Source organism: Nostoc sp. DedSLP03, assembly GCF_034530815.1.
Taxonomy (GTDB): domain Bacteria; phylum Cyanobacteriota; class Cyanobacteriia; order Cyanobacteriales; family Nostocaceae; genus Nostoc.
This window is the reverse complement of the sequence record NZ_JAVRCK010000008.1, coordinates 1-19,286: the sequence shown is the minus strand read 5'-3', so window position 1 is coordinate 19,286 and position 19,286 is coordinate 1. Positions and strand designations below refer to the sequence as shown.

Annotated in this window: 14 protein-coding genes; 6 read left to right on the top strand and 8 right to left on the bottom strand. The window is 41.6% G+C overall.

The features are described 5' to 3' along the window. Positions 1 to 19: 19 nt before the first annotated feature. On the top strand, positions 20 to 793 hold the full coding sequence (locus RM368_RS05665; RefSeq protein WP_322693156.1) for a DUF928 domain-containing protein: 774 nt from the start codon (positions 20 to 22) through the stop codon (positions 791 to 793). Between the two features lie 55 nt (positions 794 to 848). Next, positions 849 to 1,310, top strand: a complete 462-nt coding sequence (locus RM368_RS05660) for a hypothetical protein (RefSeq protein WP_322693155.1) — start codon at positions 849 to 851, stop codon at positions 1,308 to 1,310. Between the two features lie 590 nt (positions 1,311 to 1,900). Here the strand turns inward: RM368_RS05660 and RM368_RS05655 are convergent. Beyond that, positions 1,901 to 2,095: a hypothetical protein gene (locus RM368_RS05655; RefSeq protein ID WP_322693154.1), complete on the bottom strand. Its 195-nt coding sequence runs from the start codon at positions 2,093 to 2,095 to the stop codon at positions 1,901 to 1,903. Between the two features lie 516 nt (positions 2,096 to 2,611). On the opposite strand from RM368_RS05655, the gene RM368_RS05650 reads away from it, so the two are divergent. The 3 genes from RM368_RS05650 to RM368_RS05640 all read left to right on the top strand — a co-directional run bounded on the left by RM368_RS05650 (position 2,612) and on the right by RM368_RS05640 (position 6,537). Beyond that, on the top strand, positions 2,612 to 2,791 hold the full coding sequence (locus RM368_RS05650; RefSeq protein WP_322693153.1) for a hypothetical protein: 180 nt from the start codon (positions 2,612 to 2,614) through the stop codon (positions 2,789 to 2,791). A gap of 304 nt (positions 2,792 to 3,095) precedes the next feature. After that, entirely contained in the window at positions 3,096 to 4,262 is a 1,167-nt protein-coding gene (locus RM368_RS05645; protein ID WP_322693152.1) for an SGNH/GDSL hydrolase family protein, read from the top strand. A gap of 445 nt (positions 4,263 to 4,707) precedes the next feature. Then, a complete protein-coding gene (locus tag RM368_RS05640) occupies positions 4,708 to 6,537 on the top strand; it encodes a carbamoyltransferase (RefSeq protein ID WP_322693151.1) in 1,830 nt (609 codons plus the stop codon). Positions 6,538 to 6,930: 393 nt separating this feature from the next. On the opposite strand, the gene RM368_RS05635 is transcribed toward RM368_RS05640, so the two are convergent. The 7 genes from RM368_RS05635 to RM368_RS05610 all read right to left on the bottom strand — a co-directional run bounded on the left by RM368_RS05635 (position 6,931) and on the right by RM368_RS05610 (position 18,717). Continuing rightward, positions 6,931 to 9,519, bottom strand: a complete 2,589-nt coding sequence (locus RM368_RS05635) for a CHAT domain-containing protein (protein WP_322693150.1) — start codon at positions 9,517 to 9,519, stop codon at positions 6,931 to 6,933. Positions 9,520 to 9,572: 53 nt separating this feature from the next. Next, complete coding sequence (locus RM368_RS05630; RefSeq protein WP_322693149.1) at positions 9,573 to 12,929, bottom strand: filamentous hemagglutinin N-terminal domain-containing protein; 3,357 nt, start codon at positions 12,927 to 12,929, stop codon at positions 9,573 to 9,575. Positions 12,930 to 13,060: 131 nt separating this feature from the next. Then, on the bottom strand, positions 13,061 to 14,443 hold the full coding sequence (locus RM368_RS05625) for an HlyD family secretion protein (protein WP_322693148.1): 1,383 nt from the start codon (positions 14,441 to 14,443) through the stop codon (positions 13,061 to 13,063). A 6-nt stretch (positions 14,444 to 14,449) separates the two neighbouring features. Continuing rightward, positions 14,450 to 16,666 carry a peptidase domain-containing ABC transporter gene (locus tag RM368_RS05620; RefSeq protein WP_322693147.1) on the bottom strand — a complete coding sequence of 739 codons (2,217 nt, stop codon included), beginning with the start codon at positions 16,664 to 16,666 and terminating at the stop codon, positions 14,450 to 14,452. Positions 16,667 to 16,945: 279 nt separating this feature from the next. Then, entirely contained in the window at positions 16,946 to 17,272 is a 327-nt protein-coding gene (locus tag RM368_RS05615; protein WP_322693146.1) for an SH3 domain-containing protein, read from the bottom strand. Positions 17,273 to 17,942: 670 nt separating this feature from the next. Then, positions 17,943 to 18,236: an SH3 domain-containing protein gene (locus tag RM368_RS38705; RefSeq protein ID WP_416212214.1), complete on the bottom strand. Its 294-nt coding sequence runs from the start codon at positions 18,234 to 18,236 to the stop codon at positions 17,943 to 17,945. Positions 18,237 to 18,426: 190 nt separating this feature from the next. After that, the gene (locus RM368_RS05610) at positions 18,427 to 18,717 is read right to left on the bottom strand and encodes a hypothetical protein (protein ID WP_322693145.1); all 291 of its coding nucleotides are present in this window, start codon (positions 18,715 to 18,717) and stop codon (positions 18,427 to 18,429) included. Between the two features lie 11 nt (positions 18,718 to 18,728). On the opposite strand from RM368_RS05610, the gene RM368_RS05605 reads away from it, so the two are divergent. Next, positions 18,729 to 19,229: a helix-turn-helix domain-containing protein gene (locus RM368_RS05605; RefSeq protein ID WP_322693144.1), complete on the top strand. Its 501-nt coding sequence runs from the start codon at positions 18,729 to 18,731 to the stop codon at positions 19,227 to 19,229. Positions 19,230 to 19,286: the final 57 nt, after the last annotated feature.

Here is a 19,286-nt window from a genome sequence, read left to right as displayed (position 1 = left end):
AAGTTGAGGTATAAAATAAATGAAATTGTTTGTGCAAAAGATTCAACTTTTCCTCGCCATTAGTTTATCACTCCTTAGCTGTATCCAAGTGCAGGCACAGCCTAAAAACCCCAAAGGACAATTAAATCAATCACTGATTTTCGCTGCGCCGCCTCCACCACCAGACATCGGCGAACCAGGTAAGCGAGGGGAAGCAGGTAGCCGTGGCTGTAGTCAGGATATAAATAAGCAGATGACTTCTTCTCAAAAGCGGCTCACAGCTTTAGTACCTATTTATTCAAACTCAGAATTGGTGTTTGGAACAACGATCAGAGAGCATCCTAGTTTCTTATTTTATGTTCCTTATGCATCGGATTTTGCATCTGGAGAGTTTGTGTTAGAAGATGAAGCACAAAATCAGACTATTTATAAAACTTCTTTAACGGGGACACCAGGAATAGTTAGCTTTCGTTTGCCCTCAAAAGCAGCACCCTTAGAGATTGGTAAGCGGTATCGTTGGTATTTCAACATTTACTGCGAGAAAGATAAGCAAATTATTGCTAATGTTGAAGGCTATGTAAAACGAGAGCAATTAAAGCCTGTTTTAAAAACTCAATTAGAAAAAGCAACACCACGCCAGCAAGTAAACCTTTATGCGGCTAATGGTATTTGGTATGAAGCGCTGAGTGCTGCTAGTGAATTGCGTCGCCCTAATTCGCAAGATCCTTCTTGGACGGCGCTGTTGCAAGCTGTTGGTTTGAATGATTTTGCAACTGAACCAAGGGTAGAGTGCTGCAATTTAGAGAGTGAGTAAGGTAAGCTCATTTATGCAGGTCGATGCAATGGGATTGTAAGGTGATGCGATCGCATTGTCAGTCGATACAATCGCATTGTTAGTCGATGCGATCGCATTGTTAGTCGAAACAATGGCATTGTCACCCAGTACAATCGCATTGTTAGTCAAAACAATGGCATTGTCAGTCGATACAATGGCATTGTCAGTCGATGCGATCGCATTGCAAGTTGATAAAAAACCAGATTGCAATCTAACGAATCTTAAATTACGAATTACAAATTACGAATTACGAATTGCTCTACAAGATGCAGGCTTCAACCAAGGACTATGGGACGTAGTGGTGGGAAGATTTGCTGTCAAGACGACTTCCCCTTTTTGGTTTAGCGCCAAACTAGTAGCTTCTATGATGCGTTCTGGTGCGGGGGTAGTTATTTTGCTGGGAACAAAGGGGCGATCGGGGTTATCACTGTTTGAATTGAGACTTACCAAATTTATCCCGCTTTTGTCACTCTCCGAAAATATTTGCCTTTTCTAAAATCTAGAGCTTTTGTATAGCAAGCGATTGCGCGATTCTTTTCTAATAACAAATATAAGACCAATTTTTTTTTAATAGTATAGCTTGTATTGATTGCCTCATCAGGCTTCTAGCGATCGCCCTCCCGGAGAGTGACAAAAGCGGGATATTTATGGAGACAGAAAAAGATTTATTTCGAGCGGAAAGTGCGAGAAGAAATAAGGCGTCCTTGTTTGAAACCCCTAAATTTATGATGTTGTTGGTTAACGCTCTTTTATTACTCTCGTCAGATCAAATTTGAAACCCTATTTTGGCGTTAGTCCGCGCAGGCAAACTTTCTTTGTGTAGCCGCGATTTCTAATCACTTGGATTATTCTCTCTCCAGAGTCATAGAAGAGCGTTAATTCGTAAAGGATCAAACCCCTCACCCTCGAAGCATTGATTTTGCGTTGTTATTTTGCCCACAAATAAATTTTCCTTTAACGCGGAGAATGTGTTTCAACGCACGAAACCTAATATAAATTTAACTGAGGGGTATGACCCCTCATTAATTCGCCAACAACATCATTTATTTATGGGATTCCTTCACCATAGCAGCATAGCTGCCTTCTTCATAGTCCAAGTCCAAGTACCGTTATTTTGCCCTTTTCATTGTCAATCAAAGCTGACTGGCTTAATAGGGGCCCGTTTAGTGTGATCAAGGAAGTGCCCCCCTTAATCGTCGCCAAAACTTCATCGTCCAGTTCTTGAAAAAGGTCACTGTTTAAGTTGCCTACCTTTATTTTGTGAGTATTGTTTGTTTTCATTTGTTTTTCTCCTTAGATGTAAGCACTAAACTACAGCTTATCAACAGCATAATCAAGGGTTAGTACAAAAGATCCTACTAAACCCACTTTTCCTACTTACTGCATAAGCATGCTGTAGCTAAATATACAATTATTGATTTGTTGCTACCTCTCCCAATCCACCAAAACCCCATCCACAATCGCAATACCCCACTGCGGAAACTTCGCCAATAGTTTTTTAATTACAATTTGCAAAGCCGGATCGTTACTCCAACACTCCTGCAAAAAGTCAAACCCTGCATTCTACCCTGAATTCGCTGCAACTTTGAGTTTCTGCATACGCTCTGGTCGAACCTGCGACCTCGCAACAATCGCCTCATATGACTACATTTCAGCATTTGACACGGACACGCGGAACTTTCACCCTCATGAACTGTTTTGACTTCTTCACCTGAAACTGAGTTTTCAGCCATCAACGAAGGGGGATTACCCTGTTCTAAAAGCTCTAGTGTTTGATTAGCATAGACGTGAAACGGCTTGTCGCTAGACATCGCTGAACTTGAAGAAAATTCATTTACGGCAACGGACGCGGCGGAACAAGTGCCTTCTCTACGAGACGCACCTTTAACTTTTTTATTTCCAACAGTCATTACCGTACAAAACTTTTTGAGTGCCATTTGGAGCAAACCGGACACACCAACCTTCGCCAATAACTAAGCCGTAAACAAAGCTGATTAAGGGTTGAAGAAGCCCAATAATGCTTAATCCAGTGTTGCATCATAATTCTCTGCAACCAGTTCTCTTAACTCTACTTCAGCATTTGTGAGATGGCAGAGATAGGTTCTGAAAATTGGGTTTGTTTTTTATCAAAGCTTAACCTATAATCATAAATCTCTAAAAAATTAAGATGCATTTAGCCTGCCGCCGAAATGTGAAATTATATTACATTATTAAATATTTTTGACAATTATTGTATTAAATAATTATGCTTCAGTCCATAAGTCCAAAAATCCTAAACACTATGAATGAATCAGAGAAAAAAGTAATTTTTAAAAATCCACTTTTTATAAATCCAATAGTTACGAATCAATTTTTTGATGGGCCATTTGTTGCAGATTCACGTATAGGGCATACCATGCCATCTGGAAAAGACTTTATTGGAGAAAAAGAATATGTTGATATGGAATTATTAATCCAAAATATAAAAAAATCGGATAAACAAATTATCTTAAATATTGGTGATTCATCAACATCGGGTTGGGATAGCAATATTGTTACTCAAAATAGAGAACGAGCTACTCATCATTTACCGCTCTTGCCAGCGTTCTTTCAATATAAAACCTATTCTGATTACCTTCGGGATAAGCTCGGTTCTGAATATATTGTTATTAATGCAGGCGTACCAGCCCATACGTCACTCCAAGGAAATATACGCCTTTCGCTTCTTTTGAAGCGTTTTGATGAAGAGGATTTACAAATTTCATGGGTAAGCGTTTATTATGGCAATAACGATTCAGTTTGGGATGGTTATCGTCAAGATAAGGAATGGGTTGGCAAAGACTCTATAATCATGCACAAAAATAAACCCGTTGATTCAATTATCATGCGTGTTTCGGTGAGTGATTATGAAGCAAATCTACGGGAAATTATCCAAAAATGTTACGATCGTAAGATTAACGTTATTCTAATTGAACCACAAACTCCTATTTACTGGCAACCAGGTACTCGTGTTTTAAATGAAGAGTTAGAAAGAAGAGATGGGAGTGGTGCTAAACAGATATACAGACTTTTAGATGAGTCACGACTAATATGGTCACAAGCTCTCAAGCAAGAAACATATTCAGATTTAAAGCGTATTGTTTTAGAAGAAGCACGCGAGAAAGACTATATTCTCCCTCGTATTAAAAAAGAACATTTACAGAGGTTAAGATCACTGTCACAAGAAATGAATGTGCCTTATGTGCAAATTGCATTGAATAGGGAAGAAGATGATATTCGGTATTTTATTGACTATTGTCATCCTATTGGAGATGCAAACTCAATGATTGCAAATAAAATTGCCGATATTATTTTAGAACCAATGTCAAAAAAGAATAATTTTGTCATGAAAAATAATAAAGCATCTGAAGTTTCTCAAACAATGATTGAAGATATGAGATTACCAACAGACCACTACACATTATTTTAATATAAATAAATTGGACGGATTTAAAGAGCTAAAACTCCAGGGCAAACGCATTTAAATTACTCTTGATCGCAACCAAGGTTAAAAACCAACGACAAAATCAGCATTTCTCGTTTAGTTTAGTTTCCAAGGCTTAAAGCGATCGCTAATCTTGTGTCAATAAGTAGCGATTAATGCGACTAATTTTGAGCTTGTTGAGAATATAATTTTTTTGTTGACATGATGCGGCCGCTCTGGCTAAAACTCTTGTTAGACAATCATGATTAAAACCAATATTAAAAGTTAATTTAAATCATTAATTAAAAATATAATTAATGATTAATAATTTTAATTTTCATGACTTTCTTCTCAAGAATTTAAACTCCTTTTAGGAAGCACTACTACCATCATATATATTTGGTAATGTTTTCAGCGTTCAAGTTTCATCAAACTTTGATTGTATTAGACTATGAAGACAAATCATTCTACCTGGGAAAATTATCCAGTAATCAATATTGATCGTTATCTTTCAGACAAACAGAATCCAAGTATATTGGCTTTCTCTTGTTATTTTCATGACAGTTCGGCCTGTATCATAAAAGATGGCAAATTAATCGCGGCTGTAGATGAAGAGCGTTTTAGTAGAAAAAAGCATGATGCAGGTTTTCCAAAGCAAGCGATTAATTATTGTTTGGAAGCAGCAAAATTAAGTACAGTCGACTTGGTAGCATTTTATGAAAATCCTGATGTCAAATGGAGTCGCATTGAAGAAACGCTGAAAGCTAATCCACCATCACCTGAAACACGCAGACATATTGGTAAAGTGTGGCAAGAAATAAAATCAAAGGAGAAGATACAAGAAGTTTTTACTAGAGAAACGAATTTAGATAATCGGATCATTTTTCTTGATCATCATCTTTGTCATGCAGCAAGCTCGTATTATATGAGTGGGTTCAATGAATCGGCTGTTGTGACAATAGATGGTGTAGGAGAAAAGGCAACGACTTCTTTTGGCACAGCAAAAGGTAGTGATTTGTCGATTAATAAGTGTATAAATTTTCCTCATTCCATAGGTCTTGTCTATACAGCAATTACAGTTTTTCTTGGGTTCAAAGCCAATGACCACGAATATAAAATAATGGGACTTGCACCTTATGGCATGATGGATAGAAAAGAAAATCTCTGTTATGAAAAATTGCGAAATGTTATAGCACTGTATGAGGATGGTAGTTTTGAATTAGATATGCGTTATTTTGGACACAACGGTTTTGAATCACCTGCTTGTACACAAGCGATGTGCGATTTACTAGGAATTAGCCAAAATAAAAAAGAGGGAACAATAACTCAAGAACATAAGGATTTAGCGGCAGCATTGCAAATGGTAACAGAAGATGCTGTATTTAATGTGCTAAATTATGTGCATCATGAAACAGGACATGACCAACTTTGTTTAGCTGGTGGTGTCGCACTAAATAGTGTATTGAATGGAAAAATATTCTCAAACACGAAATTTCATCGGCTATTTATACAACCGTCTGCTGGAGATAGTGGTACAGTTGTTGGTGCAGCAAAATACATTCAGCACAAAATTGATTCAAATATTGCCTGTGAACGAATGGCTCATTCTTCATATGGACCAGAATATTCATCTGAAACAATCAGGCAATTTTTAAAAGGAAACGGAATTGTTTATCAGGAACTTTTGACTGATGATGAATTGCTCGATCAAACGGCAAAATTGCTTCAAGAAAAAAATGTTATTGGATGGTTTCAGGGAAGGATGGAATGGGGACCAAGATCACTTGGCAATAGAAGTATTTTAGCAAGTCCGATGTATGAAAACATGATGGATATTTTAAATGTTAAAGTCAAACATAGAGAGGCGTTTCGACCGTTTGCTCCAGTGGTTTGTGTTGATGATGCACTAACGTTTTTCGATTGTGATGAACCAATTCCCGATCCAACAGATTATATGTTGATGGTGTATCCTATTAATCAAAAACAACAAGCAAAAATACCTGCTGTGACCCACGTTGATGGTAGTGGTAGATTGCAGACAATACGTGAAAATCAGAATCCGCTTTACTATAAATTGATCAAAAAATTTGGAGAATTGACGGAAGTTCCTGTTTTAATTAACACTAGCTTTAATATACGTGGCGAAGCCATTGTTTGTTCTCCCCAAGATGCCTATAGATGTATGATGGGTACACAAATTGACTACCTAGTTATGGGGCATTTTATCCTTAAACGGATGGATAATTTAAAAGATGCTTGGTTACCCACAGTGGATGATTGAAGGTAAGTTGTTCCTGGACGAAATATAGTCGAGCATTGGGGGGCATCCCAATTTGGCAAAAATAAAAGAATCCAGATTATTAGCGACTGGAGTTTAGACTAGTTCCCGGTGCGAAACCCAAAAACCTTACAGTGATTGAGGTAGGGGAAAATATACTCAATCGGCAGGCAGATTTTACGTGTTACAGAAAAAATATCATAATCAAATTTCCTATTCGTAAATTGCATAACTCTTAATTAATTATACCAAAAAACATTTTTGCAAGAGTTCTAATGGCATTGTCAGTCGATACAATCGAATTGTCACGCGATGCGATCGCATCTGCGTAAGTAAATGGACAAAAACTTAACTCCAACTCCTAGCCTCAATCCCACCGCTTCAAGTGGTGATGGCTCAAAGCCAATTTCCTAAAAGAACATAGGGGGCCCAAAACATGGGACGTTTGTATCTGGGATTTTGCAAAAGAGCGAGCTGGGCGCGACGGAGTACTTCAGCTTTAGTCAGGTTTTTGTTAGCTAACTCTTGGTAAAATTGACTCATCAACACAGCAGTAGACTCATCATCTAAGTTCCACAAAGAAGCGATCGTACTGCGTGCTCCTGCCTGAAAAGCGACACCAGCAATTCCTAGTGTAGCTTGTTCGTCCCCGACAGCTGTTTGACACGCACTAAGAATGAGCAATTCAATCGCTTCGGGTCTATTTTGTTCTAGAGTTCGCACTAACTCATTTAACTTTTTCACATAAATACGCTCATTCCAAGCGACAATAAATGTCTCTTCAGCCTTAGAGCTAAACTGACCATGAGTTGCAAGATGAACAATCGGGAAAGGTAGAGAATTAATTTGGTTTTGCAAAGCTTTGCTGGTAAATTCTTGATTCAAAAGGATGCTGCTAGGGACTTGAGAGCGGATTTCTTCTAATTCAAGTTTGACGTTGGGTAGTGCAGAAAATCCTGAATTTGCTTCACTCAATCCTGCGACTATTGCCTTTAATTTCTTCTCCAATGGTTTGGGTTCAATCAGTTGCAAACTGGGGGTGAGTGCAATGTTATACTTCTCAACTAGATACTGTTTGCCATCGTAGAGAACTGCCATCGGAATATTTCGCAACCAGCCATCCAGCACAAACACCAAAGTAGGAATTTTGCTTTCAGCTAAGGCAGCTTCCGCAGGTTGAATCAGCCATTTATAAACCTTTTGGGATAAAGATTGAATCTGTCGCAGCGTGTGTGGTTTGGGTAGATTTTCCTGTAGTTGCGCTAAAGTAGTTTCCACTTCCTTTTTAACTACAGGTGTAGTGTAATGCAACCAACGCTGTTGAGGCAACTTGATAATGACCTCTAGTCGGTCTGGCAAAATAAATGGATAAATAATTGCTGCCGTTGGATGTTTTTGTGGATTACGGATTTGAGCATTTAAACAGTTGTTGCGAAAGAAGTTTTCTAGTTCTGCTATTTGGAGTAATTCGATTGTATTGCTGGCTTTTTCGAGATTTTTAAAGCTAACTTGCGAGTTCCCCTGAGATTGTAAAATTAGATCGACCAACTGTCGATAAACTGGTTCAACTTCTTCTCGAAAGGAAAATTTCACCGCAGAATTGACAGCAACTAAATCACTGCGGAGGGCTTGGAGGTTATTAACTGCTTCTGTGTAAGCTGCTACTGCTCCTTTGATATCTCCCTTAGCTTTCAGCAAACGTCCCAGTTGCCATTGCCATTGATAGCCAATGTCTTTAGCATCGATAGCTTGAGCAATGAGTAAGGCTTGTTGGGTGAGGTTTTGGGCATCAGACCATTGTTGAGTTTGTTCGTAAACTTGCCCTAAGACACCAATAGCATAAGATTCTGTGCGTTTATCTTGCAAACTTTTTGCTTGCTCAATCGCAGTTGCTAGCAATTGGGCAATGTCCAACCATGAGAAAGCGTCTGCGGCGGTTTGCTTTCGGAATTGCATTAGACTTTGGGCAAAGTTAATCCGGGCAGAAATTGCTGTCCGACTAATAGGTAAGTCGTGAAGCTGAGTTTTAATTTCAGAAGACAATGTTTGGAAAGCTGACAATTGGTCAGTTTTCAGCAATAGTCTTAGTTGATTAGCTTGAGCTTGGATGCGTGTAGTCGGTGAGGTTGCAGTTTTGAAAGTTTGTTGATAATATTTTATAGCTGTTTGGGTGTCTTGCTGTACGCGGGCTGTATTACCAAGACTGAGGAGAATATCAGCGATCGCTTCCAAATCTTGCAACGATGAAGCTAATTCTAAACTTTGCTGCAATATCTGCCGAGATGTTTCTAAATCACCAGTGACTTGCACGACATTACCGAGACTATGCAAAGCTGCGACTTTAACAGGTGAGTTGGGTTGACTTTGGAGAATCTGGGTACTTTCTCTTAATGTCTTCTCGGCTTGCCGATAAAACCCTAAAGCTTGCAAAGCTTGCGCTTGGTTAATCCGATTTTGAATAACCGCCCTTTCATCGCCTATTTTTTTATAAATCTCAGCTGAGAGTCGCCAAGTATCCAGTGCATCTTCAGCTTTGCTTTGAGCTAATTGCAGGCGACCTTTGATATCTAGGACTTGGGCTAGAATTTGCGAGGAGTCTTTGGTGTTTATATTTTGAGTAGTTTGTAATAAGTTGAGACTTTGAGCGATCGCACTTTCTGCCTCTGACCACCGTCCCAATTGCTGATAAGCTAATGAGAGATTACCCAGTGCGATCGCTTGTGTAAGTTCATCCCCACGGCCTTTTAACGCAGAGATAGCCTCTAGCCATGTTGCAGTTGCATCATTAAACTGCTCGGCTTCATAGAATTTTCTCCCTTGTTTCACCAAGTTTTGGGCATCAGCCAAGCTTTGAACATTGGAGTTTTCCGCAGTTACATGTGCGAAAGTGGGGGGCAATAAAAGAGCGCCTAAGAACATAGCCAAAAGCAGCAGTACACTTAAAAAGCGTTTGATTATCCGTAATCTAGATTTTTTCCTTGCCATGTTTTTGCCCTCCTCGCACCGTGTCTTTACTAAAAATAGACAGTGGAAGTTGCTCAACCTCCCTGGTGTTGATTTAACGCACGGCAATCGGCTATCCTCTGCCAGGAAGAATGAGGCGTGATGGGTGCAGAATTAGTGAGAATTATATCGCCATTAGCAGCGATCGCCCAACCAGTAGCTTCTACTATGCGATGTGGTGTTGGGTTAATGGGATTTATTGAAACTGCTGGAGTAGAGGGTTTACCTACTTCTGGGTTGAGACTCACCAAATCTACCTGCACTGCGTCAGCGCTGAGGGCTTCACCCGGATTAGGTGGTAAACCGCCGCGTCCAGTGATGATAAATTGGCTTTGCGCTTGGGAGCTACCCGCACTACAGCCTTGTACTACTTGCGTATCAACTGGTATGGTGGGTAAGTTAATTAAGCCACTGTTAGGGTCAATATCGGGTGTATTGAGTGTTACAGTGCCGTTTAAAGTAGGACTTGTCTGGGAAATTGCTGTGATGTCATTCGTTGGTAGCCGTTGAGGGTCTAAGTTAGTTCCTAGCAGCCTCACCAAGTCTTCACGAGTACGCACTGTCATACCAAAAATACTAGTAGCGTTAATTGTGGCTCTCCCACCATTGCCACTATACGCATTAGCAGTGATATCGTTATTCTCCCTGGCTCTGGCAACAATGAAGCCATTGGGGGCATTGATGGTAATATTGCCGCCGTCTCCAGACTCTTGTTCAGTACCGGCGGTGGTGGATATCTGACTGTTGCGGCGCAGCAGCAATAAGTCTAAGTTTTGCAGCGTAATATTACCACCTTTGCCAGATGTAGTTTCGGCTGTGAGTTTTGCTTGATTATCCAGCCAGATGGAGCGAGCTGCTATTTCTAAGTTGCCACCTCTCCCTGAACCTTGACTGCCCACGCTTACTTCAGCACCATTTTGGACAACCAACTGCCTAGTAGTAATCTTCAAGTCTCCCCCTTGAGCGGTGGAAGTCTTAGAAGTATTGGCAAACAGACCACTTTTGCCAGTAAGGTTGACGCTTTCGGTAGCATTTATGGTGATGTTACCTGCCTTGCCACTACTAGCACTCGTGGTGCGAATTTCTCCATTATTGACAGCTTCTAAGGTATTAGTGTCAAGGATAATGTTACCTCCATTCCCCTTTCCAGAGGTAGTGGCACTCAACAGAGCACCATTGCTTACCGATAGCGATCGCGTCGTAATTTTGATGTCACTACCGTTGCCCATGTCTCTAGAAGCCGTAGCACTATATGCACCACTGAAAAATAACCCATTGCTTCTTGCTCCATCGAAAGAAACAGCATCTCTGGCTTGAATCGTTATACTGCCTGCATTCCCCTGCCCAAAGGTGCTAGCAATTAACTCAGCGCCATTGGTTACTGATAATGACCCGGTTGTGATACGTATGTCTCCCCCGTTGCCCACAGATCCAGCATCTACTGTACTGAATACCCCACTGGAGAATTCCCTCCCTTCTCCATCAAAGGAGACGGTATCACGGGCAGTAATCGTGACACTGCCGGCATCCCCCTGTCCCGTAGTACTGGCTACTAGTTCAGCGCCATTAGTTACTGAAAGTGACCCAGTTAAGATATCTATATCACCTCCCTTGCCTATTGCTCCAGCATTCACGGTGCTGAATATTGCACTTTCCTTATCAAAAGAGACGAAATTTGTAGCTTGAATCGTGACACTACCGCCATCTCCTTGCCCAGATGTACTGGCATTTAGTTCAGTACCATTTGTTCCCAATAAAGATCCAGTTATGATATTGATGTCTCCCCCCTTGCCCACGGCTCCACCATCGACTGTGCTTAGTACAGAACTCTCTTCAAAGGAGACTGTATCGCGGGCATTTATATTCACATTGCCTGCATTCCCTCGCCCTCTTGTACCGCTAGACAATTGAGCGCCATCTGTAAAATAAATCGACTCTGCCATGATGCTGATGTCGCCTCCCTTGCCTAAACCTTCAAGTTCTACTCCGCTAAAGATTGCACTTTGGTATCCATCGTTACTCCATCCTTGTAAAGAGACGGTATCACGAGCAGTAATGCTTATACTACCTGCATTTCCCTGCCCAAAAGTGCTAGAACTTAGCTGACCACCATTTATAAGAGAAAGCGATCCAGTCGTGATGTTGATGTTGCCACTGTTGCCTACGGCTCCCTTCAACACATTGCTTTTTGCGGCACTCCTATTAAAGTAGACCGTATTGCGGGCATTTATATTCATACTGCCTGCATCCCCCTGTCCACTAGTGTTGGTTTGCAGTTGAGCGCCATCAGTTAAGGACAAGGAATCGGAAAAGATAGTAACGTTGCCTCCATTGCCTATTGCTCGTAATGGCACATTATTAACGATATAGCTTTTTATAGCTTTGATTTCTCCTATGGCATTAAGGGTAATGTCTCCTGCAACAGTGTCAACTGACCCTAAACCTCGCCCAATGCCAGCGCTTAACACACTTGTTTCCAAAATATCTATATTTCGGGCGTTAAAGGTTATACTACCCCCACCAGCAGCTTCTACAAAAACACCAGCCCTATTAGTAAAAGATATATCTGCTCGCGTCACATTCTCAGGAAATATCAAGCTGAGATTATCGCCATCTACACCCAGCCCTACAGTACCAGGTTCGCCCAATCCTCCTAACTCAACTCGTCCACCAAAAGCATTTAATTCTCCCCCATCCATGCTGACATTTCCACCCACCAGCAGTAAACTTTTTCCATCTGGCACTCGTAAACCAGATGCGTTTAAGCCTGCTGGATCTTTTCCTGCGGGTGCAACTGAGTTATTTTGAATTGCTGCATTTTGATTAATCTGATTAAACACCAATGCTGAAGGATTAATAGTCAACAACGGTGAAGGGATATTTTGATCAGTTGCGCTAAAAAATCCGACATTTCCAAATTGCAGTGCATTCGCTGTACTCGCTACAAACGAACCACCAATATTTAATTGAGCATTCTGACCAAATACAATTCCATTGGGATTAATTAGAAACAGGTTAGCTGTACCATTAGCCCGAATTAACCCATCAATATTAGAAGCCGATCCACCCGTTACTCGACTGATGATATTTTGAATATCAAGAGCATTATTAAAGAAAGCAGTGCCGCCAGTGGGGACAGAAAATTCCCCAAAACTGTGGAATAAGTTGCCACCTGCTTGGGTTCCTCCTTCAATGGTACTGATGTTGTTTTGTGTTGTAACCCTCGAATTATTGGGTAGAGTGCTATCGGGGGTAATTTGGGCGAAAGCGCAATTAAAAGAGAAAGCGAATGTCTGCAATACACCTTCGCCGATCGCACCACCCATCACCAACCAACTTCTCAGGGCGAATTTCCAGCACCGATACTGCATATATCGCTTCATTCTAGACATTGCACCCCTTATATAACCAGCAAGTAAACTACACCCTCTTATAAGGATAGATAGAAAATCCACGGTAGGATTGCGAGAAATAATTACGAATAGTTACAATGCGATGCCTGCGGTATTTGCTAGCCAACGCGCTAAATGTCTGCAATCAACCTTGCTTTCCTCAGAAAGAATTGCATCACAGTCTCTTCTCTAGAAATAATATCAACCGTACCTTCCATTCCCAATTGCAGGGCACACAGGTGTTTGTCTCTACCTAGAGAAAGGCTTTCTGGCTCAATTGTTACCCCATAGAACGCAGCAACGCCTGCCATCTTTTGGTTGGCAGATGTAGTGTCGGTGGCATTAGCAGCATTCCCTTGAGGTGCGATTGCATCTGGAGAAATCGTCTTAACCTGGCCTTTGAGAGTACCATAATCTGGATAAGGACAAGCAGAAACCCGCATTTGTACCTTTTGACCTTGTTTCAACTTATTTTTATCTTGAAGTGCTACTGCTGCTTTAATCTCCAAGGGAGCATCACTAGGGACTATTTGGGCAATTTCCCCTCCAGCAGGCACTGTTTGACCAGAGTTTCGCAGGTTTAATTTAGAAATAATCCCGTCTGCTGTGGCTGTAATCACAGTTTGGCTGAGGTCGATATTTACTTGTTGAAGTTCGCGGGTATCGCTCTCTAGCTGTTTTTGAATTTCAATTCGTTGCTGGATTAGGCTAAGACGTTCTTTATTTAAAGTAGCAATGCTGGCTTGACCGGTAGCTTTTTCTTGGGCAATGCGATTATAAGCGATCGCTACTTGTGCATTACTAGGATTGAGAGCAGTTTGGACATTTTGCAATTTGGCTTTAGCTGCCTGGAGGGCTTGTTCTTGCTGGCGAACAGCTAGTTGTGCTTCCTCAAATTGATCTTGAGACAAGGCTCCGGCTTTGGCTACAGTCTCATAGCGATCTCGCTTTGACTGGGCTGCTTTGAGACCAGCATCCGCAGCTTTGACATTAGCATTCGCTTCTTGGACATCAGTAGCGGTAGTAATAAGTTTATCTTGATAGTTCCGACTGCGATCGCTTAATTCAGATTCAGCACCAGCAATAATCCGGTTGATGCGCTCAGTTTCAGCTAAAACCTGGCTATTAATGGCATTAATCTGGGCGTTGAGTTGAAAAAGTTGTAAACGACTTTGCCCAATATTACTTTGCAGTTGGCTCTTTTTGGTTTGCAGCTTCGAGTTGTCAATAGTGGCAATGACATCCCCTTTTTTGACAACTTGATTCTCTGCAACAAAGACGCGCATCACCTGACCTTCGGTAGCAGCTTGCACGAGCCGCAACTCACCAGCAGGGCGGACAACAGCTTGTCCTTTAACTGTCACTTTATATTTGATCGCAGAGGCGAGTGGAACGCCTAACCCCACAGCACAGACAACAACTAGTCCGCCCCAAGTAGTCCAACGACCAAGTGGCGGGAGAAACTCGTTGTCTTGAATTGGGGGCAAGTAGTCTGAGTTGGAATGGCTAATCATACTGTTTTATTTAGTGATTGCGCTGAATTTACCGTTAGAATTAGAGGATAATGGGAGTAAACCACTTGTAAATGGATCAACACCGTCTAAGAAGTCTAAGTGTTCGCCAGGTTGATGGCGTAGAGCTTCTGGAGTGCCTTGGATTTTCAAGCGCCCTTCTTCTAGCAGTACAATCCAATCAGCCCGCCCAATGACTTTGGGGCGATGGCTAATCATAATTGTGGTTTTGCCCTGGCGATGGTCAAGCAGTCTATCTAGCAGTTTGGCTTCACTTACTGGGTCGAGAGCGCCAGTGGATTCATCTAAAATTAATATCGGCGGGTCAGTAACTATAGCTCTAGCGATCGCTAATCTTTGTCGTTGTCCACCAGAAAGATTCGCGCCAAATTCACCTAAAACAGTTTGATATTTATCGGGAAGTTTACTAATAAACTCATCTGCACCAGCAATCTCGCAAGCTTGCACAATCTGTTCAAAGGCGATTTGAGGATAGCTGAAGCGGAAATTTTCAATAATTGAGCGACTCCAGAAATGAGGTTCTTGAGGTACTAGCACCACCTGTTGCCGCAGACATTCCATTGATAGGTCTTGCTGATTATAGATGCCATAGCGGATATTGCCAGATTGGAGTACATATAAACCAGCAAGCAGTTTGGCGAGGGTGCTTTTACCACAACCAGATTTACCAATCAGCCCAATGACTTGACCGCCAGGGATAATTAGCGAAAAATCTTGCAGCAAGTCAACTCTACCTGCGTGGTGGAAATTAAGGTTAGTACAAGTAATACCTATATTGCCCTTCAGTTCTGCCCAAGGCTTTTTCTCGTCTTTGTCGTCTTCTGGGGTAGCATCAATCACTTCAGTTAAGCGTTGGATGACAATCTGGGCAGTGATAAACTCATCAATTAAGCCGATAACTGAACCCAAAAAGCCGATAAAGTTGCTACTCATACCAGTAAATGCTAGCAACTGACCAATACTTAAAGTGCGATTAATCACTAAATATGACCCTAACCACAGTAAAGCAATATTCGTGCAAGTAGAAAAAATACTGGTGATTGTGCCACTGTAAAGCCCCAGTTTCATCGTACTCCAGCCCAAGTTAGCCAGCCGACCATAATTTGCTTGATACTCTTGCCAAGCTTGGGGAGTGGCTTGGGTAGTTTTTAGCACCTGGACACCGCGAAAAGTTTCAACGAGAAAGCCTTGGTTTTCTGTACCCAAGACGATCACGTTGCGGGTTTTCTGGCGCAAAGCTGGGAGAAAAAGCAGGTTAACGAGGGTGACAATAATAAAAGCAGCCAAGGAAGCCAAAGTCAATGCCCAACTGTAAAAGAGCATAAAGCCCAAGGAAACCAAGGCGATAAAAAATTGGCTGGGTAAACCAAGGACAATTTCGGAAACTAACTCATTGATGCGATCCACATCGGCAATCCGGCTGACTACTTCCCCACTGCGCCGTCCTTCAAAGTACGAGAGGGGCAAACGCAACAGTTGTCGCCCGTATTCTAGAATCAGTCCTAATTGCAGTCGTTGACCAAAGTGACCAATTAGGTGAGATTGTACCAAACCGATCGCGCTGCTAAATAGACTCATAGCGATCGCACCAATTGCCACCACAGTTAGCAGCTGGGTATCTCCCCGCACAAGTACGTCATCGGTGAGTAATTGCATCATTAAGGGAGAGACAAGGGAAAGTAGTCCGATGACGATGTTAATTGCGATCGCTTGAATTAGAATAGCGCGATAGGGTAGAACCCGCATCAGATAACGCTCAAAGCCGCCAATCTTATCATCTGATTGCTGATAAAAGCGGCTGTCGTCTGGCGTTAGCAGCAACATAATGCCATTACCCCACCCTTCGAGTAACTCCTCGCGGGTGAGATAACGAATACCTACACCAGGGTCAGCAATTACATATTTTTTCCCCTTTTGCCCGTACAAAACTACCCAGTGATAGCCTTTCCAGTGAATGATGGCTGGTAAAGGGGCTTTATGCAATTGGTCAAGCAGTTGTGCAGAGGCTTTAACTTGACGCGTATTAAATCCTAAAGTTTCTGCACCCCGCCTCAAACCCAGCAGACTGGTTCCCCGCGACCCTGTACCAACTACTTCCCGCATTCGACTGATAGCAAAGGTGCGTCCGTAGTGTTTGGCAATAGTAGCTAGACTTGCAGCACCACAGTCTTCTTCACTGTGTTGAAGTACAATTTGGTATCGCATCTTCAAGACCTGTACCTATAAATGGTTCGCTATTCCGACAGAGTGTGAATTGTTCTATTACAAGCAAACAAAAAATAGGGATGAAACATGTCTCGCCCCTACCAGATCAGAGCTTATATGTTCAGCTGACAGCCAACTCTAAAAATATTTCACAAATGATTTAGGACTGCTATAGTCCGCTCAGACTACTAGGCGTTAAGCTATCGCTGCAAAGCTGTAATCTAAACTATGAAAATTATTTAGCTTGCCTAGTAACCCCTCGTGCTTTCATTTTGTCTACTAGACTCTCCTGAGGTAACGGTTTGCCACCCACCCAATCGTTCGCCCCATTGTAAGTTTTTGAGTTTCAAATACAGTGAGCCGGCGGAACCCGCCTCTGACGATACTTGTCGCGTCAAGGATAGCGCCATTCAAGTAAGAGCCGATGATGTTGTTACCGAGTCTGGGAGTAGAACGAGCATTCAAACTTCCGCTGCTGAGAACCACCTTGAACTTAATGCCTCCCTGGACGGTAGCTGCTGCTTCGGGAGTCAACTCGGTCAACAATGGTTCCTGTTGAATAGTGTCCATCTCAATTTGTTTTAAGTTTTCTTTGGTGCTTAACATTGTCACTTTCCTTTTCTAGATTGATGTGGAATTAGTGATGTCTTGTCTAACTCCATTGAAATCTTCTGATATTAACTTGATAAAAACAATAGGTTTCAAGTGATTTTCTACGCATAAGTCAAGTACTTATGTTTTCATTATTTAAGTTTTTTAAATTGAAATTTAAAGGTATTTTTGTCTTGTAAATTAAAGTGTTTTGACGCTCTGAAATACTCCGATTCACGCACCTTGATACTGAAGCTATATCTTTGATTTCATCGTCACTTTTTTCTCGCTGCTTTTGACCAGTCACAGCATCAACGTTTGAAAAGCCTAACTTCTGACCATTCATCCAATAATTATGAACTTTTGTAACTAGCTGTGGAATTCCTGGACTTTTGATTCCGATAAGTAAGCGGAGGTTCGCAGTGAATATCCAGACAAATTTCTAGCTGTGCAAGTTATACAAAGAGGGTTGCTGTGGAAAATTAAGGACTTTACTTAACAATAAAAAATCCCATGTAGGAGCGATGGTTGTATGCCCCTACAGGTTTTTCATCTTTTTTCTCCTAGTTAAGAGCCTATTTATAGTACCAAACCCATTACACTGCTAAATAGATTGATAGCGATCGCTCCAATTGCCACGACGGTTAGCAAGTAGCTCCTCGTGCTTTGATTTTGCTACTTGACTCTAAGTTAATCTTATAAACCCACGTGAAGTGTTCAAGACGCGCTGGGTGAATTTAGCTGACACCCATCCTGTTCGTCCTAAGAGTTTGCGGAACCCGTTCGTGACCTTAGCTGACGCGTCAAAGACTTGCCCAGGTAGGAAATACCCGATCTTGTCGGACTTGGTGGTGGGACGCTCACGAATATTCAACCTGGTGGTAACTTGTTCAGTAGTGTACAGAAGGCCTCCCTCGACAGTAGCTGCTGCTTCAGGAGTCAACTCGGTGAACAATGGTTCCTGTTGAATAGTGTCCATCTCAATTTGTTTCAAGTTTTCTTTGGTGTTTAACATTGTCGTTTTCCTTTTCCAGAATGATGTTGATGTGGAATTAGTGATGTCTTGTCTAATTCCATTGAAATCTTCTGATATTAACTTGATAAAAACAATAGACTCAAAGTGATTTTTTACGCATAACTCAAGTACTTATGTTTTCATTATTTAAATTTCAAGTTAAAGGTATTTTTCTCTTGTCAATTAAAGTTTTTTGACGTTCTGAGATACTCCAAGTCATCCACCTTGATACTGAAGCTATATCTTTGATTTCATCGTCACTTTTTTCTCGCTGCTTTTGACCAGTCACAGCATCAACGCCTAAAAAGCCTAACTTTTGACCATTCATCCGATAATTATGAACTTTTGTAACTAGTTGTGGAATTCCTGGACTTTTGATTCTGATAAGTAAGCAGAGGTTCGCAAAGAAGCTAAACGAACTTTCAAAGAGTGCAAGTTCTACCAAGAGGAATCGTTATGGAAAATCCAGGTCTTTGCTTAATACCCTTTCAGCGCAGATACCTACTGAAAAGCTTAGAAACTGATTTACGTCCAGAATACCGCCGTCGCATTGAAATTATGCTGCTTTGCGATGCAGGTGAATCTCAAGCTCAAATCTGTGAAGCTTTGGGATGTTCTCAAGAGACTGCACGCTACTGGATTACGATCGCTCAAACAGGACAGGCTCACAAATGGAGCGATCGTTTAATGGGACGGCCTAAAACTGTAAATGAGCAATACCTCGTTCGCTTGAAAGAATTGGTAAACCATAGTCCGCGCCTGGTTGGCTATTCATTTGAACGCTGGACAGCACAATGGTTAAGCAAGCATTTGGCAAAAGAATTGGGAATTAAGGTTAGCAGTTGTCACATTAACCGTTTGCTCAAGGAAATGGGGCTTTCCACCCGACCAAAAGGCAATACAACTAACCAAAAAACCTCACACCAAAAAGATTTTAGCATTGCATACCGAGCCTAGAGCTCTTGTCATTACCAACATCTTTTAAACTGACTGGGTGATAAAATCAGCAGCCCA

Coding starts and splice junctions, on each gene's coding strand:
- RM368_RS05635 (WP_322693150.1), bottom strand. CDS start 9,519: ATGGCAAGGAAAAAATCTAGATTACGGATAATCAAACGCTTTTTAAGT.
- RM368_RS38705 (WP_416212214.1), bottom strand. CDS start 18,236: ATGGACACTATTCAACAGGAACCATTGTTCACCGAGTTGACTCCTGAA.
- RM368_RS05665 (WP_322693156.1), top strand. CDS start 20: ATGAAATTGTTTGTGCAAAAGATTCAACTTTTCCTCGCCATTAGTTTA.
- RM368_RS05655 (WP_322693154.1), bottom strand. CDS start 2,095: ATGAAAACAAACAATACTCACAAAATAAAGGTAGGCAACTTAAACAGT.
- RM368_RS05630 (WP_322693149.1), bottom strand. CDS start 12,929: ATGTCTAGAATGAAGCGATATATGCAGTATCGGTGCTGGAAATTCGCC.
- RM368_RS05625 (WP_322693148.1), bottom strand. CDS start 14,443: ATGATTAGCCATTCCAACTCAGACTACTTGCCCCCAATTCAAGACAAC.
- RM368_RS05645 (WP_322693152.1), top strand. CDS start 3,096: ATGAATGAATCAGAGAAAAAAGTAATTTTTAAAAATCCACTTTTTATA.
- RM368_RS05605 (WP_322693144.1), top strand. CDS start 18,729: ATGGAAAATCCAGGTCTTTGCTTAATACCCTTTCAGCGCAGATACCTA.
- RM368_RS05615 (WP_322693146.1), bottom strand. CDS start 17,272: ATGTTAAGCACCAAAGAAAACTTAAAACAAATTGAGATGGACACTATT.
- RM368_RS05640 (WP_322693151.1), top strand. CDS start 4,708: ATGAAGACAAATCATTCTACCTGGGAAAATTATCCAGTAATCAATATT.
- RM368_RS05620 (WP_322693147.1), bottom strand. CDS start 16,666: ATGCGATACCAAATTGTACTTCAACACAGTGAAGAAGACTGTGGTGCT.